The following is a 20,319-nucleotide window of genomic DNA, read 5'->3' on the forward strand; positions in this document are numbered from 1 at the left end:
CTGTGTCCGTGATGCCTGGAGGCCGCGATGCACGACAACCACGTGGCGAACCGCTCAGCCGCGGCGGCGCGCCGATTCCCCGGCTGGATGATGGCAGGAATCGGCGCATCCCTGGTTCTGATGCTGTCGGCGATATGGGTCGTGACGACCCGGAGCGAACCGGCCGCACGGGCTACCGCACCAGCCGCACGGGCTACCGCACCAGCAGAGCATCCGCCGGGCAGCGGCGGAGCGCCCGCGGAGGTCCCGGCCGCGGCTGCCGACGACGGTGCCCTGCCGGACGACCGTGAAATCACCCCTTTCGACACCCGGCACACGGCCGTCGCCCGTCTGGACAAGCGTCTGCTGAAGGCCGTGCAGGAAGCGGCCCGGGATGCCCGGGACGACGGCATCGAATTCGTGGTCACGTCGGGCTGGCGCAGCAAGGAACACCAGCAGCGCCTGCTGGAGGAGGGAATCGAGAAGTACGGGAGCCTGGAAAAGGCGCGGGAGTTCGTGAACACCCCGGAGAAGTCGACCCATGTGTCCGGGAAAGCGGTGGACATCGGTCCCACCGACGCCGACGACTGGCTCATCCGTAACGGCTCCGCCTATGGCCTGTGCCAGGTCTACGCCAACGAGATGTGGCACTTCGAGTTGCTGACCAGCCCCGGCGGCACCTGCCCCGGCCCCCTGAACAATGCCGCCGGCTGACGGGTACGCATCGCCTCGCCCTGAGCCGGCACCGCCGAGCCGGTCCGCGCCGACCCACCCCCTCCTTTGAAGGACACGGCATGCCCAACCTGCACGAGGACCCACACCCGGATGTGTACATCGGTGGCGGATTCTTCGACCCCGCCCAGATACCGCCCATCGATTCCGAGCCCGAACAGCAGACCGCTTCCGAGGCAGCACCCGTGCCGGACCGACAAGCCCACGACCGGCCGGACCACATGTCGGATCGGCATGGACGTGACTACGGATGGCGCAAGGGCCGGGTTCCGACCGCCCTGGCGGTTATGACGGGGATCGTGCTGGTCGGCCACTCGCTGGTTCCCAACTCGGTGGGCAATCCGGGCAGCCTGCTCGAAACCCTGCTGCCCTGGACAGGTCTGGCCGTGCCCGTGCTGCTGTCGGCCGCCCTGCTCCGCAGGTCGGTGCCGGCCGTCGTCGCCACGCTCCTGGTCGCTGCCGTGTGGGCTGCGATGTTCGGGCAGTTGTTTCTCGGCGGTCGGCCGGGTGCCGAGCCGGACCTGACGGTCGTCACCCACAATGTCGGTGCCGCCAACCCGGACCCTGCCGGGACCGCCCGGACGCTGCTTGCCGCAGACCCCGACCTGGTGGCCCTGGAAGAGATCACCGATGACGCGATGCCCGCCTACCAGAAGGTGCTGGGCCGCAGGCTCACGCACTCGGTCCACATCGGCACCGTTGCCCTGTGGAGCCGCTACCCGATCGACGACTCGGAGCGCGTCACCATCGACCCCGGCTGGAGCCGCTCCCTGCGCGCCCGGGTCCAGGGGCCGGGCGGCCCGCTCGTCGTCTACGTGGTGCACCTGCCCTCCGTCCGGGTCGGCGCCTCCGGATTCACCATCGCACGGCGCGACCGAGTCCTGACCGCGCTCGATCAGGCAGTCGACCAGGAACGGCAGAAGAAAGTCCTCCTGATGGGCGATCTCAACGGCGCCACCACCGACCGGGGCCTCGCCTCCCTGAACTCCCGGCTGACGTCTGTCCAGGACGAGGCGGGGACCGGCTTCGGCTTCAGCTGGCCCGCAGCGTTCCCGGTCGCCCGTATCGACCACATCCTCACCCGGGGCGTCACCCCTACCGACGCCTGGACCCTCCCCGCGACCAGCAGCGACCACCGGCCCGTCGCCGCCAGGCTGAAGATCAGGTCAGAGCGCCAGTGACAGCAGGACCGGCGCCGCCCGCCGATTCAGCGTGGCCGCCGCCGCGCGCAGGCGATGCGCGTCCTCGACCGGCAGGGACAGTGCCAGGCAACCCGCCGACGACCCGGCCGTCAGCGGTACCGCCGCGCACACCGTGCCGACCGCGTACTCCTGGAGGTCGAGCACCGGGACCGTCGCCGACTGGCTGTCCAGCTTGGAGAAGAGCACCTTCTCGTTGGTGATCGTCCGCGAGGTGAGCCGGGCCGTCTTGTGGCGCGACAGGTGGTCGCGGCGGCCGTTCTGGTCGAGCTGGGCCAGCAGGCACTTGCCGACGGCCGAGGCGTGCGCGGAGGAGCGGAAGTCCACCCACTCGTTGACCGCGGGGGTGCCGGGGCCGTCGGCGTACTGCGTGACGCGGATCTCGCCGTCGACGTACCGGCTGATGTAGACCGCCGCACCGACCGAATCGCGCAGCTGCGCGAGCATCTGCTGGAGCTTGGTCTCCAGGGCCTGTCTGCGGGCCGCGCCGGAGCCGAGGAGCAGTAGCGAGGAGCCGATGACATACGCGCCGTCGGTGACCTGCTCGACGTACCCCTCGCGGCGCAGCATCAGCAGCAAAGAGGTGAGATGCCCTAGGGGCAGTCCCGTCTCCCGGGAGATCTGGGTGTCCGGCACGCCGGTGCCGTGCTTGGAGACCGTTTCGAGAACGCGAAGGGCGTACTGCACCGAATGGAACGGCGCGGTCGGTTCGGGCTTCAACGTCACAGTTTCCCCCCACCAGGTTGTGACCGCAGGCTCTGCATCACGATAGCCGCCAAGAGCCCTTTCCGGGGCGGCTGTTGGTGACTTGATGGGGCGTCCCGACGCCGTAAGCTGGGGTGCACCCGTATGGCATATGCCAGAGTCATTGGCGTGCGACAAAGTGCCGAGGTCACAGCACTGCGGTGAGGAACTCGCGCGTACGTTCGTGTGCGGGATCCGTGAAGATTTTTTCCGGTGATCCAGACTCGATCACACGTCCAGCGTCGAACATCAGTACCGTTTCTGAGACGTCCCGTGCGAAGTTCATCTCGTGGGTCACGCAGAGCATGGTGATGTCGGTGTTCCTGGCGATGTCGCTCAGCAGCTCCAGTACGCCCGCCACCAGTTCCGGGTCGAGTGCGGACGTCACCTCGTCCAGCAGCAGGATCTCCGGCTGCATCGCCAGCGCTCGGGCGATCGCCACCCGTTGCTGCTGGCCGCCGGAGAGCTGGGAGGGGTGTGCGTCGGTCTTCCCCGAGAGTCCCACCAGATCGAGCAGCTCACGGGCGCGGGTCTCCGCCTCGTCGCGGCCCATGCCCAGCACACTGACCGGGGCCTCGGTGATGTTCTGGAGCACCTTCATATGGGGGAAGAGGTTGAACTGCTGGAAGACCATGCCGATCTTCTTCCGGGCCTTGCGCAGATGCTTCTCCGTCGCCGGCCTCAGTGAGCCGTCGGGCGCCCTGGTGTGGGACAGCGGGTCGCCGTCCACCCAGATCACTCCGTCGCTGACCTTCTCCAGCGTCATCAGCAGCCGCAGGATGGTGGTCTTGCCCGAGCCGCTCGGCCCGATCAGGGTGACGTTTTCGCCGCGCCGTACCGAGAAGTCCAGCCCGTCGAGGACGACATGGTCGCCGTACCGCTTCACGACGTTGTCGAAGCGGACCAGCGGACGGCCGGTCTGCGACGTGGCGGGGACCGGGGCGATGTCCACGGCCGCCGCGGCCGCCGTCTTCTGCAGGGGGAGGGGTTCAGTGGCCAAGACGCTTCTCCAGCTTTCTCATCAGCAGCGAGGTGGGGTAGCTCGCGACCAGGAAGACCAGCCCGGCGAGCGTGAATGCCTCGGTGTAGGCGAAGTGATCGGCGCCGTACTTCCGGGCCTCGAAGACCATTTCCTGCACCGTGATCACGGCGAGGAACGGGGTCTCCTTGAACATCGAGATCGCGTAGTTGCCGAGGGCGGGCAGCACATTGCGCACCGCCTGCGGCAGGATCACGGCCTGCCAGGTCCGCCGCGGGGAGAGCGAGAGCGCCCGGCAGGCCTCCCACTGGCCCTTCGGTACACCGTCGATCCCGGCGCGGTACACCTCGGAGGTGTACGTGGAGTAGTGGATGCCCAGCACCACGATGCCGATCGTCAGCGGCTCAACGAAGGTGAACAGGGCGGCCGCGCCGACCAGTTGGACGAGCAGCGGGGTGGAGCGGATGAACTCCATCACGACCCGCACCGGCACCGTCACGAACCGGCTCGGGGCCCGTCCGGCGATTGCGATGGCGAGCCCGAGGACCGCGGCGACGAGCGTGCCGAGCACGGTCGCGAGCAGCGTGACCTCGAAACCTTCGAGTACCAGGGGAAGGGCGTCCCGGGCGGCGCTCCAGTCGAAGCCGTTCACCGGGCACCTCCGGCCGTCGATGCGACGGCTTCCGCGGCGCTGCGGCCGCGCAGCAACGAGCCCGCACCGGTCTGCAGACCGAGTCGCCGTTTGGCGCTCCGCTCCAGCAGATTCATCAGCAGGGTCAGCGCGTAGGCCAGGACGAAGTAGGTGACCAGCAGGGTCATGTATGCCGTGAGCGTCTCACCGGTACGGTCGCGCAGCTGCTGGATCACGGTCATCAGGTCGGCCGCGGAGATCAGCCACAGCAGCGGGGTGCACTTCAGCAGCTGGATCAGCAGATTGGTGAAGGACGGGATCATCTGCACCCAGGCCTGCGGAAGGATCACCTTCCGCATCCGGCGCAGCGGCGTCATGTTCAGCGCGACGGCCGCCTCGTACTGGGCGCGCGGTACGGAGTTGACCGCCCCGCGCACCACCTCGGAGCCGTACGCACCGTAGTTGAGTCCGAAGGCGACGACACCGCAGAGCAGCGGCGTCAGTTCGTACCCCGTCAGCGGCGGCATCGCGTAGTGGAGCCAGAACAGCTGGATGTAGAGCGAGGTGCCGCGGAAGAACTCCACGACCACGCGTGAGACACCGCGCAGCACCAGCAGCCGGCTGACCGACATCAGACCGAGGACGAACGACAGGAGCAGGGCGAGCAGCGCGCCCAGGACGGTGGCCTGGAGGGTCACCCACAGCCCCGAGCGCAACTGCGGCAGATCGTCGAAGAAGGCGGAGAAGAAATCACTCATGCGGTGCGTTCCGTCCCCGTCAGCCCTTGCACAGATCGGCCGTCTTCAGGGTGGCCGGCGGGAGCTCGGTGGCCCCGAATCCGTACTCCCCGAGCAGGCCCACATAACGCGAACTGTCCGAGACGATCTTCTTCAGCTCGCGGTTGAAGGCGTCCCGCAGATCCTCGTTGCCCTTGCGGAAGACGGCACCGCCGGGGCTGTACTGCTTCTTGCCGTCGAGCTCCGGCAGGAAGGCCTCGGTGACCTCGGTGTCGGGGTTCGTCTTCGCGAGCAGGCGCAGCGAGATGCCGGTGAGCAGGAACGCGTCGATCCGGCCGCCCTTGACCGCGTCGGCGCCGTCCTGCGGCTTCTGCAGCGACTTGATCCTGTCCTTGGAGATGCCGGCACCCTCGGCGTACGAGCCCTCGACGGCACCCGACATCACGCCGACGGTGATCCCGGCGGCCTTCGCCGATGCCAGGTCGGTGACCTTCTTCGGATTGCCCTTCTTCACCATCAGTGCGGTCGGCGAGATGAACTCGGGCTCGGAGAAGATGGCATTGGCGCAGCGCTGCGGAGTGATCGCCATGCCGGCGCTGACCACGTCGTACTTGCCCGCCTGCAGCCCGGGAATCAGACCGTCCCACTCGGAGAGCGTGGGCTTCAGTTCGTCGACGCCGAGCGCCTTGAAGATCTCCCGGTGCAGGGTGGGCGCCTCGCCCTTGAGCTGCCTGCCCTCCAGATAGCCGTACGGGGCCTCATTGGCGTACGCGACCCGGACGAAGCCCTGCTTGCGGAGCTTGTCGAGCGCCCCCGCGCCGTCCGCGGAACCGGCGTCGGTCCTGCTGCACGCGGAGAGCAGACCGGGAACGACGAGCAGGCCACCCACGGCCGCCGATCGGTTGAGAAAGCCCCGGCGGGACAGGTTCGGGAAGTCAGCCATGGTTCGCAATCTCCTGGAGCGGTCGAACAGTCCGGACAGGAGGTGCGCCTGCCCGATCCCGTACGTCTATGCAGGAAGAGGCCTCCTGTGATCGAACGGTGACCGGAGCGCGACCTTCCCGTGTCCAGTCGCGGGCGGAGTGCGAAGGCCGGTGCGCAGTGCGTATTGCCCTACGTGGAAAGCTCCATGACTGACCGTCATGCGGAAACGTCCGTGAGGGGCGGGTGAAGTGACCGGCGGGCCGGGCCCGTTGAGGTCACTCGCTCCGGTCCCGGGCGGGGACGTACCCGCGCTGCTTGTCCACCACGTTCGGCAACGGCTCTCCCGCCGACCAGAGTTCGTACATCTCCACGAACTGCTCGCCCAGCCGGTCCCGCCAGCCCGCCGTGTCACCGCTCATGTGCGGCGACACGATCAGGTCCGGTACGCCCCAGAGCGGGCTCTGCGGCCCGAGCGGCTCCTGCTCGAACACATCGAGCGCCGCGCCCGCGATCCAGCGCTTGCGCAGTGCGGCGACCAGGTCGTCCTCGACGACCAGCGGGCCGCGCCCCACATTGATGAATCGGGCCGACGGCTGCATCAGCCCGAAGAACCGCGCGTCGAACATGCCACGGGTCGACTCCGTCAGCGGAGCCGCGCAGATCACCCAGTCGGCCATGGAGGCCAGCCGGTCCAGCTCTGCCACGCCGTGGATGGTGCGCCGCGCCCGGCGTCCCACGAGCGCCACCTGGACCCCGAGGGCGATCAGCAGCCGGGTGATCTCCCGCCCGATCGGGCCCGCGCCGACGACCACCGCACGGCTGCCCGCGACCTGCGCGCTCTCCCTGTGGCGCCACAGCCGCCGGTGCTGGAGCTCCAGAGTGCCCGGGAGATCCTTGGCGAACGCCAGCACCAGGCCCGTCACATACTCGGCGATCGGCCGCTCGAAGATGCCGCGCGCATTGGTCACCACCGTGTCGGAGGCCGCCAGCTCCGGGCAGAGCAACCGGTCCACGCCCGCGCTCGCCGTATGCACCCATGCCGGGCGCGGTCCGTCACCGGGCCAGGCGGCCCGTACCGCGTCGGAGGTGAAGTCCCACACCAGCAGGACGTCGGCCAACGGGAGCTGTGCGGCGAGTCCGGCCTCGTCCGTATAGCGGACGGAGGCCCGGCCGGTTAGCCGGCCGAGACGCGGCGACGGGTCGGTGTCCAGGACGAGCAGGGTGGGCTCTGACATGAGAGACGGTCGCTCCGCTGCCTCTGAGATGCACGGATTGACCACGCTCGCACCCCCGCCCGGCTTCGTCAACAGGTCGCAGTGGGGGTGGCGACGGATGGGGGAATACTGGGGAGGGACGGGCGAAAACGGCCACGGGCAGGGCGTACCCGGCCCCGCCCGGCCCCCGAGTGCCCGTCCAGGAACCCGCAGGAACAGGAAGGGTGGACATGACGACCCTCGGTTTTCTCTACCCGGGCCACCACTACGCGGAGGACGACTTCCCGCGGATGGAGATCCTGCTCGACGCCGTCAGGCTGGTCGTGAACCACACCGAAGTCGACGAGGACGTCTACGGGATCGACGCGCTGGTACGGACCGGCACGCCCGAATGTCTGGCCGCCGGGGTGGCGGAGCTGCAGCGCGCCGGTGTCGAGTCCGTCGTGTGGGCGAGCAGCGGCGGCAGTTTCCTGTACGGCTGGGAGGGTGCCCATGAACAGACCGCCGCCCTGGCACGGGCGGCCGGCGTGCCCGCCTCCAGCACATCCTTCGGTTTCGTCCATGCGGTACGGGAGCTGGGCGCCGACCGCGTCGCCGTCGCCGCGACCTACCCCGAGGACATCACCGCGCTGTTCACCGCCTTTCTCCGGTCCGCGGGCATCGAGGTGGCCGCCACTCACACCGCCTCTCTCCCCTCGGCCGTCGAGGCCGCCGCCTGGGACCTGGACAAGGTGAAGGAACTCGTCACGGCCGCGGACCGGCCGGAGGCCGATGCGATGCTGCTGCCCGACACGGCCCTGCACACCGTCTCGCACGTGACGGAGCTGGAGAAACTCCTCGGCAAGCCGGTCCTCACCGGGAACCAGGTGACGGTCCGGGAGGGGCTGCGGCTGGCGGACCGCCGGTCCTGGTCCCCGAGGCTCGGCAAGATCTTTGCCGAGCGCGAGGCGCCCCCGGCCCCGGTGGCCGCATGGGGCGCGGGCCGGGAGCGCGCGCACAGCGGGAAGAAGGGGTGGCCCGGAAAGCAGACCCACCCCGGCTGGTGAGCCGGGGGACGGTCGATGAGCCGAGGGATGGCCCGTGAGCCGGGGGAATAAGCGGAGACCACCTCCTGTTGTGCTTTTCCGGACGTATGAGCCGGACGTAGGCGCAACACCGGAGAGGCCAGGACGTGGACGAGATTCGAGGCGACGAGATCCGTGGCAAGACGGAGGGGACGGCCACCGTTCCGCTCTCCGTGCTGGACCTGGTGACCGTGGGCCAGGGCCGCACCGCCACCCAGGCGCTGCGTACGAGCGTGGACATCGCGCAGCTCGCCGAGCGCCGCGGATTCCATCGCTACTGGGTCGCCGAACACCACTCCATGCCTGGCGTCGCCTCCTCCTCACCCGCCGTGATCCTGGCCCACCTCGCCGCACGCACCGAGCGCATCAGGCTCGGCTCCGGCGGCGTGATGCTGCCCAACCACGCACCGCTCGTCATAGCCGAACAGTTCGGCACCCTGGAGGCCATGGCCCCCGGCCGCATCGACCTCGGTCTCGGTCGCGCCCCCGGCACCGACGGCGCGACCGCGGCCGCCCTGCGCCGCACGGACCGGCTGGGCGAAGGCGCTGATGACTTTCCGCAGCAGCTCGCCGAGCTGACCCGGTTCCTGGACGACGACTTCCCCGACGGCCACCCCTACGCCCGTATCCACGCGGTCCCCGGCCCGGTCCAGGCCACCGCCGAGGGCGGGGTCCAGTCCCCGGCCCGCCCGCCGATCTGGCTGCTCGGCTCCTCCGGCTTCAGCGCCCGGCTGGCCGGCGTACTCGGGCTGCCGTTCGCCTTCGCCCACCACTTCTCGGCCCAGAACACGGTGCCGGCCCTCGACCTGTACCGGGAGTCGTTCCGGCCGTCCGCGGTGCTCGACGCCCCGTACGCCCTGATCGGGGTCTCGGCCCTGGCCGCCGACGACGAGCGCGAGGCCCGCCGCCAGGTGCTCTCCGGCGCCCTGTCCATGGTCCGCCTGCGCACCGGGCGCCCCGGTCTGGTCCCGACACCCGAGGAGGCGGAGGCGTACGCCTTCAGCCCCATGGAGCGGGAGTTCGTCGACAGCTGGCTGGTCAACATCGTCCACGGCACGGCGGACGAGGTCCGTACGGGCCTCGACGACCTGGCCAAGCGCACCGGCGCCGACGAACTGATGATCACCGCCAACGCCCATGGCGGCGAGGCACGGCTGCGCAGCTACGAACTGATTGCGGACGCGTACGGGCTGCCGGCGGCCTGACACCGGCAGCCGGCGTTCAGACCTTCAGCCTTCCGCTGCCGATCAGCTCGGCGATCCGCTCCGGGGCCACCGCCCGTGAGTACAACCAGCCCTGCCCGGTGTCGCAGCCGATCCTGCGCAGCCGTTCCGCCTGGCCTGCCGTCTCCACGCACTCCGCGGTGACGGTCAGGCCCAGGCGATGCGCCAGTTCCACCATCGCCTCGACGATCGTCTCGTCGGCGGGGCTCGGGGGGTCGCCGTCGTCGTGGCGGAAGCCGCGTACGAACGAGCCGTCCAGCTTCAGTACGGAGACCGGCAGCCGGCTCAGATAGGCAAGGTTCGAGTAGCCGGTCCCGAAGTCGTCGATGGCGATCCGCACGCCCATTTCGCTGAGCGACTGGAGGGCCTGGAGCGGGCGGCCCGCCGAGCCCATCACGGCGGACTCGGTCAGCTCCAGCTGCAGCAGTCCGGGATCGAGGCCGGTCTCGGCGAGGATCTCCGCGACATCGGTGACCAGGTCGGAGTCCCAGACCTGCCGTACGGCGACATTGACGCTGATGAACAACGGCGGTTCGGCCGGGTGGTCGAGCTGCCAGCGCCGGGCCTGGCGGCAGGCGGACCGCAGCACCCACCGGCCGAGCTGGACGATCGAGCCGTCCTCCTCGGCGATCGCGACGAACCGATTCGGCGAGAGCATGCCGAACTGCGGGTGGTTCCAGCGGACCAGCGCCTCCACCCCGCGTACGACTCCGTCGGCCATGCCGACCAGCGGCTGGTACTCGATGGTGAACTCACCGCGCTCGACGGCGGGCCGCAGATTGGAGGAGAGCGTCTGCCGGGTCATCCGGTGGGCGTTGCGCTCCGGGTCGAAGACCGTCCAGCGGGCCTTGCCGTCCGCCTTCGCCCAGTACAGCGTGGTGTCGGCGGCCTGCATCAGACCGGTCGCCGAGGTGCCGGCCACGGCCCGTTCCACCACTCCGATCGAGGCCGAGACGGAGAGCCGCTGCCCGCCCAGGTCGAAGGGCTTCTGCAGCGCGGCAAGGACCGTGCGGGCCAGGTCGGTGAGCTGCTGCGTACCGGCGGAGTCCTCGACCAGGATCGCGAACTCGTCGCCGCCCAGGCGCGCCACGAGATGTGAACCGGGGCGGTGCGGGCCGTCCTGGGCCGCGCACTCGGTGAGCCGCGCGGCGACGGCGGCGAGCAGCCGGTCGCCGATCCGATGGCCCATCGTGTCGTTGACGGCCTTGAAACCGTCGAGATCGAGATAGCAGAGCCCGATACGGCCGTGTCCGGGGACACTGCCGTCCTGGTACGGCAGGGTCTCCAGGGCGGCCGAGAGCCGTTCGAAGAACAGCGTCCGGTTGGGCAGCCGGGTCACCGGGTCGTGCATCTGGAGGTGGCGCAGCCGCTTCTGCAGCTCACGCCGGTCACTGATGTCCGCGACGGAGAGCAGCACCCGGCCGGTCCCGGGGCCGTCGGCCCTGCCGGCCTCCGGTTCGGGCATCGGTACGACGGTGATCTCGGCCCACATCGAGCGCCCGTCGGGGTGCTTGAGGCTGCGGGTGCAGCGGAACCGTGAGCGCCGGCGGTGCAGCACCTCGCGGTACGCGTGCCAGGTGCGGCCGTCCGCCACGAGGTCGAGCAGATCGGCTGCGGACTGTGTGGTCAGTGCCGCGGCGGGGAAGCCGAGGAGGCCGCCGAGGGCGTCGTTGGCGGCGACGACCAGGCCCTCGTGGTCGATGACGGCCATCGGGAGCGTGGCGGCCCGGAAGGCGGCCCGGTAGCCGTGCGGCTCGGACCCTGCGGCTCCGACAGGGGGCCACGGAAGGTCACTCTCCGCGACCGAAGGTCCTGCGGAATGTGGGGATGTGCCCACCGCAGGCCTCGGCCCTTCGGAGGTTCCGCTCACCATTCGCTCCCGCCGTGCAGTTCTGTCCTGAACAGGTGTGGCCGGACTGGCCCGCCGCGCGGGGCGCCGTTGTCGGAGGCGGGAACCACGCGGGAAAGCCTGGTGAAGCATAGAGGTTGGTGCGTCGGCCGTTCCAGCGCCCGACCCCTCCGCGCCCCGCGTTCGCCCCACTTGGGTCAGTTGCGCGCCGATCCGGTTTGCCCGCAACTGATCTTTTCTGAGCGGTTCTGTTCTCTCGCAATGTCCTGGTGATTGATTGTGACTGTCCGTGAGGGTGAATGTTTCGACCGGCTGCTGACTCGACTGGGGCAGCTCAACAGGACGAAAGCCTCGAATCATCACAGGGTGGGTGGGTGACCGCATCTCGCACCCGGAGGTAGCTGTGCCGCGTCAGCACGGAACCGGGGGAGTGGCGAGGCCGAGCCTGCGAGGTGTGGTCGCGGCTGCGACCTCCCTGCTGGCGCTCGCTGCCACCTCCCTCGTCGCCGGGCCCGCCGTGGCGGCCACCGGCGAAGCGGGTCCGTGTGCGCTGCCCCGGACCGAGGTGCACCACTCGCTCGGCGTGGGGGACTGGAACGACGCCTACCCCCGCCCCGACCATTCCCTCGACGCGGTCATGGTCTTTCTCTCCTTCCCGGACCACCGCCCCACCCACACCCCCCAGGAACTCGCCGCCGACCACTTCCCCGCCACCACCCAGTTCTTCCAGCGCGCCTCGTACGGGAAGTTCACCCTGCGCCCGCACCCGCTGCGGCAGTGGATCCAGATGCCCAAGGCGTCCGACTGGTACGGCATGCAGCGGGACTGGAACAACGAGCGGCGCAGTGTCTATCTGCGCGACGCCATCGCCGCGGCGGATCCGAAGGTCGACTTCTCCCGGTTCGCCATCGTCTACCTCGTCGCCGACCCGGACGCCCCGGGCGTCGACTCCGACGCCACCAAGGTCGTCAACTTCGACCAGCCGCTGCACGCCGACGGTACGGACATCCGGCGCGTCGTCACCGTTTTCGAACAGCACCCGCCGGACCACAATGTGCTGGCCCACGAGACCGGGCACGTCTTCGACCTGCCGGACCTCTACCATCGGCCGTCCGACGGCAAGGGCGACTGGGACACCTATGTCGGCGACTGGGACGTGATGGGCAGTCAGTTCGGTCTCGCGCCGGACTTCCTCGGCTGGCACAAGTGGAAGCTGGGCTGGCTGGACCGCAGGCAGGTGGTGTGCGTCCAGCGCAGCCGGGACATCACCCTGGAGTCGATCGCTGCCGTGCCCGCGCCCGGGGCCTCCATCGGCACCCGGCTCGCGGTGATCAGGACCGGTGAGGGAAGCGCCGTGGTCATCGAGGCCCGCAGCGCCACCGGCAACGACCGGACGACCTGCACCGAAGGCGTCCTGCTCTACCGGGTGCGCAACGAAACCCCGTCCGGCGGGGGCCCGGTCCAGGTCATCGACACCCACCCCCGCACCGACGCCTGCTGGGACCTGTCCGTCTACGCACCGCTCGCGGATGCCCCGCTGGGGGTCGGCGAGACGTACAGCATCCCCGGCGCGCACGCCAGGGTCGAGGTCGCCGGCCGGACACCGTCGGGCGCCTGGACGGTCCGGATCACCACGGGGACGTAGGCTCCCGCGAACACGAAGAAGCCCCCTCGCTTTCGCGAGGGGGCTTCTTCCGTCTGTGCGCCGCCAGGGACTCGAACCCCGGACCCGCTGATTAAGAGTCAGCTGCTCTAACCAACTGAGCTAGCGGCGCCTGCTGACGTCGTAGACATTAGCATCCTGATCGGCGGGAGGAAAAATCGAATTCCTGGCCGCCGACGAGGGCGTCGACCTGGTCACCCGTACACAGGCCCAGAGCAGTGCGTCCGGCCCCGGCAGCCAGGGGCTGCGGGTGTCGGGGGCCACCACCCAGCGGGGCCCGGGGGTGGAGGAGGTACAGGTCAGGGGCGGTACGGTCACCGCGTCCCCGATGCCGTGGCAGAGCAGCGGCGGGACCTTGCCGTCGACGCCGTCCCGCCCCTGCGCGCCCCTGCCGGTCCGCGGTTCGTGGTCGCCGCCCCACTCCTCCCAGTCGAGCAGCGACGGCAGCCGCTGGGCGGTGCCGGGGGAGGCGAAGAGCAGCATCCGTCCGCGGTGAGTGGCGACGGGGCCGGAGCCTGGGCCGTCCGCCCACAGGTGTTCCAGCATCCGGCGCCCGAAGAGGGTGGGCACATTCACCACATCGAAGGCCGAACCGCACGGCAGCACCCCGGGCGAGGAGGGGTGGGCCTCCCACTGGGCCAGCGTGCTGCGCGGATAGGCCGCGGCGCCGGCGAGCCAGGCGGCGCCGGCCGCCGTGACCTGAGCCGTCTGGTTCGCGGCCCGGTCCCGCAGGAGGGCGAAGATGTCGGCGCCGTGGTGGGGGCCGTCGCCGTGATGCAGGGTCGTGTCGTCTGGCAGCCATGCGCTCATGTGCCCATGTCTACCGGGAGTGATCAAGAGGATTCCGAGAGTTGCCGGAAAGCGGGACAGGTGGGGGTGAGGGGGAGTATCTTGCGCTCGGGCATATGCCACTGGTTGTACCCGGTGTCAGGACCTGGTGTGGACGGATGGTCCGGATGGTCCGGTGCGATGGCGGGCCGGGGCCGGTGGCAGGCCCGGTGGGACCGGTGGGACGGTCGCGTCGGGGCCGACGCGGCGGTCAGGGCGTGGAGCCGCCCAGCAGGCTCCGGCCGAACTCGACCATCTTCTTGGCATAGTCCTCGGTCCACTCCGCACGCTGCGCGATGTCCGCGGTCGTCAGCCGGTCGAACCGGCGCGGATCGGCGAGCTGGGCGGCGGCGATCGCCTGGAACTCGGCCGCACGGTCGGCCGCGGCACTGAACGCCAGGGTCAGCTCGGTGGCGCGCGACAGCATCTCCTTCGGATCGTCCATCGACTCCAGGTCGAAGAAGTGCTCAGGATCGGCGACTGCCGCCGACGGCTCGAAGAGCAGGGGCGCGGGGCGCAGCCGCTGCTGCTCGTTCCGCTCGGGTTGTGGCATGTGGTGTTTCCTCCTTCGGTGGGCCCGACGGCCACCCTCCATTGTCCAACGTCGCGCAAGAGGGCTCCGCGGATTCCCGGAAGCGGGGCTTCGGCCTGCCGGGACCGGGCGCGCTCACGCCTCCCACCGCACCCGGTGCTCACCCAGATGTGCCAGCACCGCGTGGTTCGCCTCCCAGCCGTCCGGGAACTTCACCATGACCCCCAGCTGCACCGGCTCCGTCGACGGGTGCTCGTCCAGCAGCTCCGCGACGCCCGCCCGGCACACCACGATGCACGCATGCCGGTGGCGCGAGGCCAGTACGCACAGCCGGCCCGTCTCCAGATGGAACGCCGTGGCGTCCGGGCGGCCGGACAGCGGGTGCAGGACCACCGTCACATCGAACTCGCGGCCCTGGAGCCGGTTCGCCGTGTCCACCGCCACGCCCGTCACACCCAGCTCCGCCAGCGCCGCCCGCACCGCCGCCGCCTGGTCGCGGTGGGCGGTGCCGACCGCGACCCGGTCCGCCGTCACCGGAACCGGATCCGGGGAGCGCTCACTCGTCGCCGCGCCACCCCGGTCGAGGAGCCGGCGGACGACCAGGGCCACCGCCCGTACCGCCTCCGGATCGGTGCGCGGGGTGTGCCGGGCCGGGAGTTCGAGCAGACCCCAGCCGGATTCCGCGGCCTCGTCCAGCACCCGGTCCGGCGCCGAGCCGTCGGACGCGACGCCGAACGACAGCCGCCGGTCCCCGTGGTCCGTACCGCTGCGGAACGGGGTGTACGGGTAGAACGCGTCCGAGACGAGCGGCGCGGCGGAGGCGGGCAGCCGCCACGACACCGGCAGCCGGTGCTGCGGCAGTTGGGGATTGTGCGCGAGCAACGTGGAGACCGCGCTCGCGGACGGGTCGTACGACAGCCCCGCCCACTGGTCGGCGCCCACGATCGAGAACGGGTCCAACTGGCCCGGATCGCCGACGAACAGCGCCCGTTCGAAGAGACCCGCGACGGCCAGCAGCGCATCCGAACGCATCTGGTACGCCTCGTCGACGATCGCGTGCCCCCACGGCTCGACGTTCTTCACATGCGCCCACTTGGCGGCCGTCGAGATGACGACATCGAGTCCGGCGAGATCCGACGCCTTGGCCGACTTCCGTACATTGGCCAGGCCGTCCAGCACCTTGTCGTACGGGTCGGAGTCATTGCTGTGCAACCGTCCGACCGGCAGCCCCGGGTCCTTCTCGGCCAGCCGCACCACCAGGTCGTCGACCTGGGCATTGGTCTGCGCGACCACCATCAACGGGTGCCCGGCCGCCGCGAGTTCGAGTGCGGCACGCACCACGAGCGTCGACTTGCCCGCGCCCGGCGGGGAGTCCACCACGATGCCGCGCGACGTACCGCTCAGGGTGTCGGCGAGGATCGCGTCGGTCGCCCGCGCGGCCTGGGCGCCCGGGTCGAATACGGCCGTCACAGAAGGTCCTCCGCGGTCACGGGATCGGGGCGCTCGGCCTGCCCGGCAGTGGCGCCCGGCGGGCCGCCGTGCGTCCATGGCGTCTCCTCGGGGTCCGGCAGCTTCGGGCCGCCGCGCTGATCGTGCTCGAACAGCGTCCAGGCGATCCGGTCGCCCGGCTCGGGCACCGAACCCGGGGCCGGCTCCTTGCTCCGGCCCATCCGGTCGGTGATCCGCAGCACCAGCAGGGGCGCGTCCCCGTCCTCCGGCTCCGCGGCGTACTCCACGAACTCGGCGGTCTGCGGCCTGCCGTCCAACGAGCGGTACACCTTGGTGCGCTCCCCGAGATGCGGGCGCTCGTCCGTGCGGACCGTGACCAGCGGGCGCGGGGACGGGCGCTTCGACTCGCTGTACGCCATCACCACCCCCGTCACGTCGCCGACGAACGCCTCACCGGCCAGCCGCCGCCCGGCCAGCACCAGCGGATCGTCCAGCGCCTCCTGCGCCTCCAGTTGGGCCTGCGCCGTCTCGCGCGAGGCGAGCTTCTGCGCGGCCGTCACCGCGTCGTCCCGGCGCGGCTGCGGCGGCTCACCGGACCGCACCCGGTCCCGGTGGCCGGTGAACGACCAGCGGTCCCTCGTCCAGCGGTCCTCGGCCCGAGACCCCTCGGGCAGTTCCTTCAGCAGATCGAGCCCTCGCCACACCGCGTCCCAGGTCGGCCGCATGATCCCGGCCAGCAACGCCCTGATGTCCCGCTCAGCGGCGGTCAGTTCGGCGAGCCGGGCATCGGCCGCCAGACCGTCCTCGGCCGCTGCGAGGGAGGTGCGCGCCCGGTCGTACTTCTCGATGGCCGGCGCCAGCAGCCGGTTGTCGAACGCGGGGTCCGTGGCCGGACCGGCCGGCGGGCACAGCAACTGTCCTTCGCCGTCACGCTCCAGCTCCGCACGGAGCGCAGCCCGCGCCCCGGACTCGCCCGCCGGGGCGGCGATCCACGCCAGCAGCGCACCCAGATGCTGATCCTCCAGGCTGCTCTGCCCGGTCGCCCAGTGCCGGTTCAGCAGATCGGTCGTGGCCAGCAGCAGCGAGGAGCCCGGCACCCTGGCCCGCTCCCCGTAGTGCGTCAGCCAGCGGCCCAGCAGCGGGACACGCGCAGGGGCGGGGTACGGGGTGTCGGGATCGTCCTCGGCCGTGCGCCTGAACCGCATGGAGCGGCCGAGCAGCCGTACGAAATCGATGCCCGCCCGGCTCGGCACGATCAACTGCGGTGCGTCCGCGCACAGCTCGACCTCGACCTTGACCTTCTTCCCGGTCTCCGGATCGGTCTCATTGCGCTCGGTGGGCTCGACGACATCCTCGTACGCCTCGATGTGCGGCAGCACCGCCTCGGCCAGCTCGGCGAGGAAGGCGAACCGCAGATCCCGGTCGCGCGGCTGCGAAACCGCCAGCAGCCGGGGCGAATCCCGGTCGGTCCCGACGAGCGCGCCCAGCGGGGCGCCCGCCTCACCGGCGGTGGTCAGCGGCACCAGGACGAGCGGCCGGTCGGTGAGATGGCGGTGCAGGACCGTCGTCATCGGCTGCGCCCGGCCGCTCTCCACGGCCTCCAGCCGGGCCAGGGTGCTGATCAGCGACATGCCGCACTGCCCTCCAGCGCCTCGGCACGCAGCGCCGCCGCACGCCGCAGGGCCACGACCGTCGGATCCGCCGGGTCGCCCTCCTTGCCCGCGGCGGCGGCCAGCACCGCACCCACCGTCGTCAGCCCGCCGAGCTCACCCCGCACGCTCCGCCCCAGTGCCTCCACGGCACCGGCCGCGCGGGCCTTCGCCCGGCAGTGGAAGGCCAGTTCGCAAGCGGCCAGGCACTCCGGGGCGTACGTCGCGCCGACGGACTCGACCGCGGCGTCGAGCTGCTGCGGGGAGCACTCCGGATCGAAGGTGGTGCCCTCGGGCAGGGCCGCCGCGATGTCCTCGATCCTGGTCAGCCTGGCCAGCTGGCGCCGGGTGACCGCACGCTGTTTGCGTACGTCGACGACCGAGGCGGTGGGCAGATTGGAGAAGTCCTTCGGGCAGACCAGCAGCACCCGGTGGCCGACCTCCACGCCCTCGGTCAGCTCCGCGATCCGCTCCAGCGCCAGTACGTAGACGGCGGACTGCCGGGCCGCCGCACCGACCTTCGCCGCGTCGGCAGAACCGTCGATCATGGGGAAGGACTTGATCTCGACGACCGTCCAGGTGCCGTCGGGGTGCACCGCGACCGCGTCCGGCTCCAGGTAGGTGGGGGAACCCGCCACCTCCAGCGCCAGCATCGGGTGGTCCAGCAGCGCCCAGCCGCCCGCCTCGGTCGCCTCCCGCAGCGCCAGCGCCGTACGCGCCGCGCGGCCCTCGGGACCGGCCGCGGTCAGATCGGGCACCAGGACCTCGCGCGGCGCCTCGGCGCCGCCGCCGAGGCGCTCGTGGAGCAGCCGCATCAGCTCCGTACCGCCGTCGGCCTTGACCTTGGCCTCGAAGGCGTTGCCCCGGACGAAAGCGAACTGGGACTGGCCGAAGGGGGCCGGTGAACCGAGCGCCGTGGCCAGCGCGGCCTTGTCCACCCCGGCGCCGTCCAGCAGGGCGCGGCGCCGGCAGCCGGGGTTGGCGGCGAGGGCGGCCAGCGCGCGGGCATCCAGCGGACGCGGTGCGACAGCCGTGCCCCGCAGCTCAGCGAGCCGCTGCCGGAGTGTCGTCCCCCGCTGCTCCCGCGCCTGCGGGGGCAGCGGCGTCGGCCCGGAGTGCGCGACCGGCCGAGGCGTCTGCATCGGCCGATGCTGCGGCATCGGTGGAATCTGCGGAGGTGGTCCGCTGGCCAGGGATTCGCTCACCCGCCGAAGTCTTGCATCCGGCACTGACAATCGGGGACTTCGTGGTCCGGGCGAACCGTGGGAAGCGGGTTGCGAGCCGGTCCCCGACCCGGTCGGCGATACGCATCACCGGTCCGGCCAGCAGGGCTCCGACGCCCATCACGGCAGCGCCCGCGACCGCGTCGAGGAAGTAATGGTTGGCCGTGCCCATCACCACGAACGTGGTGACCAGGGGGTACGCGATGCCCGCGGCCCGTACGAGCGGGTGCCGGCCGTGACGCCACAGCAGGATGCCGCACCAGAGCGCCCAGCCGACGTGCAGGCTCGGCATCGCCGCGTACTGGTTCGTCATTCCGCCCATGCCGCGCGGAGCACTCGCCTCGGTGCCCCACCAGCCGTACGAGCTGTACTGCGCCATCGTGTCGACGAAGCCGTGAGTGGCGTGGAGCAGCCGGGGCGGGCAGGTCGGCATCAGCGTGAAGCCGATCAGGCCGAGCAGCGTGGAGGTCATCAGCCAGGTGCGGGCCCTGCGGTACACGGCCTGGCGGCGGCGGAAGAGCCAGATCAGAACGGCTGGGGTGACCAGATAGTGCAGGGACGCGTAGGTGAAGTCGGCGGGTATGCCTATCGAGGGGTGGGCGGTCAGCAGCCGGTTGAGTGGGTGCTCGAAGTTGATGTGGAGCGTCTTCTCCAGGTGCAGGATGCGCAGACCGTGGTCGACGGCCGTGGACACGTCGCCGCGCGCCACCAGTCGGCCCACCGAGTAGGCTGCGTACACGAGGGCCAGCAACGGCAGTTCGGTCCACCAACGAGGCCGCGGGCGCGGCACGTACGCGGTGCTGGCATGCTGCATCCGGAAGCTCTCCATTATATGTTCATGCGACCGACGGCGGGCGTTCAACCGTACGGTGCAGGCCGGTCGCGATTCCCCCCGGGGGTCCTTGTCGGGTGCCCCCTGTGTGCACAGATTTCTCCGCGCAGGGAGTGACGCCGATCCGGCCCCGGAGGTTGCCTCCCGAAGACGTGCGCGATGATGGGAAAACCGGACGATCCGTTCTGTCTCGATCTCCGGCCTCAGATCTCAGTCCCAGGGAGAGCCGTCATGGCACCGCGTATCCTGCTCGCCCGGCACGGCCAGACGGAATGGTCCGTCAAGGGCAATCACACAGGCAGGACGGACATCCCACTGCTCGACACCGGCCGTGCGGGCGCCAAGCTCCTCGGTGAGCGGCTGCACCGCAAGCCGTGGGCGGACCTGCCGGGCCTGGAAGTCCGCACCAGTCCGCTGCTGCGGGCCAAGGAGACCTGCGACATCGCGGGTTTCGGGGACCGGGCCGAGCCGTGGGACGCGCTGCTGGAGTGGGACTACGGGGCGTACGAGGGGATGACCCCGGCACAGATCAAGGCGATCCGTCCCGACTGGTTCATCTGGCGTGACGGGGTGCCGGAGGGGGAGACCCTGGCCGAGCTGTCCGCCCGGGCCGACGAGATCGTCGACTGGGCCCGCTCGGCCGACCGCGACGTCCTGGTCTTCGCCCACGGTCACATCCTGCGGGCCCTGGGGGCGCGGTGGCTGGGCGAGGACGTGTCGTTCGCGGCGCGCATCCGGCTCGATCCGACGTCGCTGTCGGTGCTGGGGTGGGCGTACGGTGCGCCCGCCATAGAACGCTGGAACGACACGGGCCACCTGGACCGGTAGTCCTGCCGCCCCCGGCAGCCGGGGCCGTCGATCGCCGGAC

The 20,319-nt window shown here is 70.7% G+C and carries 19 protein-coding genes and 1 tRNA gene; 6 read left to right on the top strand and 14 right to left on the bottom strand.

Going from position 1 to position 20,319, the window contains the following annotated elements:
* Positions 1-27 precede the first annotated feature (27 nt).
* Together IEZ15_RS03385 and IEZ15_RS03390 are read left to right on the top strand one after the other, a co-directional pair.
* On the top strand, positions 28-693 hold the full coding sequence (locus IEZ15_RS03385; protein ID WP_229845724.1) for a M15 family metallopeptidase: 666 nt from the start codon (positions 28-30) through the stop codon (positions 691-693).
* Positions 694-932: 239 nt separating this feature from the next.
* On the top strand, positions 933-1,892 hold the full coding sequence (locus tag IEZ15_RS03390; protein WP_373302502.1) for an endonuclease/exonuclease/phosphatase family protein: 960 nt from the start codon (positions 933-935) through the stop codon (positions 1,890-1,892).
* On the opposite strand, the gene IEZ15_RS03395 is transcribed toward IEZ15_RS03390, so the two are convergent.
* The 6 genes from IEZ15_RS03395 to IEZ15_RS03420 all read right to left on the bottom strand — a co-directional run bounded on the left by IEZ15_RS03395 (position 1,878) and on the right by IEZ15_RS03420 (position 7,160).
* On the bottom strand, positions 1,878-2,636 hold the full coding sequence (locus tag IEZ15_RS03395; protein ID WP_189274109.1) for an IclR family transcriptional regulator: 759 nt from the start codon (positions 2,634-2,636) through the stop codon (positions 1,878-1,880). The genes IEZ15_RS03390 and IEZ15_RS03395 overlap by 15 nt on opposite strands.
* A 166-nt stretch (positions 2,637-2,802) precedes the next feature.
* Positions 2,803-3,654 carry an ectoine/hydroxyectoine ABC transporter ATP-binding protein EhuA gene (gene ehuA / locus IEZ15_RS03400; protein ID WP_189274111.1) on the bottom strand — a complete coding sequence of 284 codons (852 nt, stop codon included), beginning with the start codon at positions 3,652-3,654 and terminating at the stop codon, positions 2,803-2,805.
* Entirely contained in the window at positions 3,644-4,285 is a 642-nt protein-coding gene (gene ehuD, locus IEZ15_RS03405) for an ectoine/hydroxyectoine ABC transporter permease subunit EhuD (protein ID WP_189274113.1), read from the bottom strand. The genes ehuA and ehuD overlap by 11 nt, the downstream gene beginning before the upstream one ends.
* Positions 4,282-5,022 (bottom strand): ectoine/hydroxyectoine ABC transporter permease subunit EhuC, encoded by a 741-nt coding sequence (gene ehuC / locus IEZ15_RS03410; protein ID WP_189274115.1) that lies wholly within the window; start codon positions 5,020-5,022, stop codon positions 4,282-4,284. Before ehuC ends, ehuD begins: the two co-directional genes overlap by 4 nt.
* 19 nt (positions 5,023-5,041) lie before the next feature.
* Complete coding sequence (gene ehuB, locus IEZ15_RS03415) at positions 5,042-5,944, bottom strand: ectoine/hydroxyectoine ABC transporter substrate-binding protein EhuB (protein WP_189274117.1); 903 nt, start codon at positions 5,942-5,944, stop codon at positions 5,042-5,044.
* 256 nt (positions 5,945-6,200) lie between these two features.
* Positions 6,201-7,160, bottom strand: a complete 960-nt coding sequence (locus IEZ15_RS03420) for a D-2-hydroxyacid dehydrogenase (RefSeq protein ID WP_189274119.1) — start codon at positions 7,158-7,160, stop codon at positions 6,201-6,203.
* A gap of 209 nt (positions 7,161-7,369) precedes the next feature.
* Between IEZ15_RS03420 and IEZ15_RS03425 the strand changes: the two genes are divergently transcribed.
* Entirely contained in the window at positions 7,370-8,185 is an 816-nt protein-coding gene (locus IEZ15_RS03425; RefSeq protein ID WP_189274121.1) for a maleate cis-trans isomerase family protein, read from the top strand.
* 125 nt (positions 8,186-8,310) lie between these two features.
* Positions 8,311-9,408 carry an LLM class flavin-dependent oxidoreductase gene (locus tag IEZ15_RS03430; protein ID WP_189274123.1) on the top strand — a complete coding sequence of 366 codons (1,098 nt, stop codon included), beginning with the start codon at positions 8,311-8,313 and terminating at the stop codon, positions 9,406-9,408.
* Positions 9,409-9,424: 16 nt separating this feature from the next.
* Here the strand turns inward: IEZ15_RS03430 and IEZ15_RS03435 are convergent, their stop codons facing one another.
* On the bottom strand, positions 9,425-11,299 hold the full coding sequence (locus IEZ15_RS03435) for a putative bifunctional diguanylate cyclase/phosphodiesterase (protein ID WP_189274125.1): 1,875 nt from the start codon (positions 11,297-11,299) through the stop codon (positions 9,425-9,427).
* Positions 11,300-11,705: 406 nt separating this feature from the next.
* On the opposite strand from IEZ15_RS03435, the gene IEZ15_RS03440 reads away from it, so the two are divergent.
* Complete coding sequence (locus tag IEZ15_RS03440) at positions 11,706-12,920, top strand: M6 family metalloprotease domain-containing protein (protein WP_373302484.1); 1,215 nt, start codon at positions 11,706-11,708, stop codon at positions 12,918-12,920.
* Positions 12,921-12,976: 56 nt separating this feature from the next.
* Here the strand turns inward: IEZ15_RS03440 and IEZ15_RS03445 are convergent.
* The 7 genes from IEZ15_RS03445 to IEZ15_RS03475 form a co-directional block, all read right to left on the bottom strand.
* Positions 12,977-13,050: transfer RNA gene (locus IEZ15_RS03445), tRNA-Lys, on the bottom strand.
* Entirely contained in the window at positions 13,041-13,748 is a 708-nt protein-coding gene (locus tag IEZ15_RS03450; RefSeq protein WP_189274129.1) for a hypothetical protein, read from the bottom strand. Before IEZ15_RS03450 ends, IEZ15_RS03445 begins: the two co-directional genes overlap by 10 nt.
* 229 nt (positions 13,749-13,977) lie before the next feature.
* Entirely contained in the window at positions 13,978-14,319 is a 342-nt protein-coding gene (locus IEZ15_RS03455) for a DUF8844 domain-containing protein (protein WP_114244663.1), read from the bottom strand.
* 114 nt (positions 14,320-14,433) lie between these two features.
* The gene (locus IEZ15_RS03460; RefSeq protein WP_189274131.1) at positions 14,434-15,768 is read right to left on the bottom strand and encodes an AAA domain-containing protein; all 1,335 of its coding nucleotides are present in this window, start codon (positions 15,766-15,768) and stop codon (positions 14,434-14,436) included.
* The gene (locus tag IEZ15_RS03465; RefSeq protein ID WP_189274133.1) at positions 15,765-17,378 is read right to left on the bottom strand and encodes a hypothetical protein; all 1,614 of its coding nucleotides are present in this window, start codon (positions 17,376-17,378) and stop codon (positions 15,765-15,767) included. The genes IEZ15_RS03460 and IEZ15_RS03465 overlap by 4 nt, the downstream gene beginning before the upstream one ends.
* On the bottom strand, positions 17,369-18,556 hold the full coding sequence (locus IEZ15_RS03470; protein WP_229845726.1) for a hypothetical protein: 1,188 nt from the start codon (positions 18,554-18,556) through the stop codon (positions 17,369-17,371). Before IEZ15_RS03470 ends, IEZ15_RS03465 begins: the two co-directional genes overlap by 10 nt.
* Complete coding sequence (locus IEZ15_RS03475) at positions 18,441-19,433, bottom strand: phosphatase PAP2 family protein (RefSeq protein WP_229845727.1); 993 nt, start codon at positions 19,431-19,433, stop codon at positions 18,441-18,443. Before IEZ15_RS03475 ends, IEZ15_RS03470 begins: the two co-directional genes overlap by 116 nt.
* 249 nt (positions 19,434-19,682) lie before the next feature.
* Between IEZ15_RS03475 and IEZ15_RS03480 the strand changes: the two genes are divergently transcribed.
* Positions 19,683-20,279, top strand: a complete 597-nt coding sequence (locus IEZ15_RS03480; RefSeq protein ID WP_114244660.1) for a histidine phosphatase family protein — start codon at positions 19,683-19,685, stop codon at positions 20,277-20,279.
* The last annotated feature ends 40 nt before the right edge of the window (positions 20,280-20,319 follow it).

Origin of the sequence: Streptomyces atratus, assembly GCF_014648655.1 — a bacterium.
Taxonomy (GTDB): Bacteria; Actinomycetota; Actinomycetes; order Streptomycetales; family Streptomycetaceae; genus Streptomyces; species Streptomyces atratus.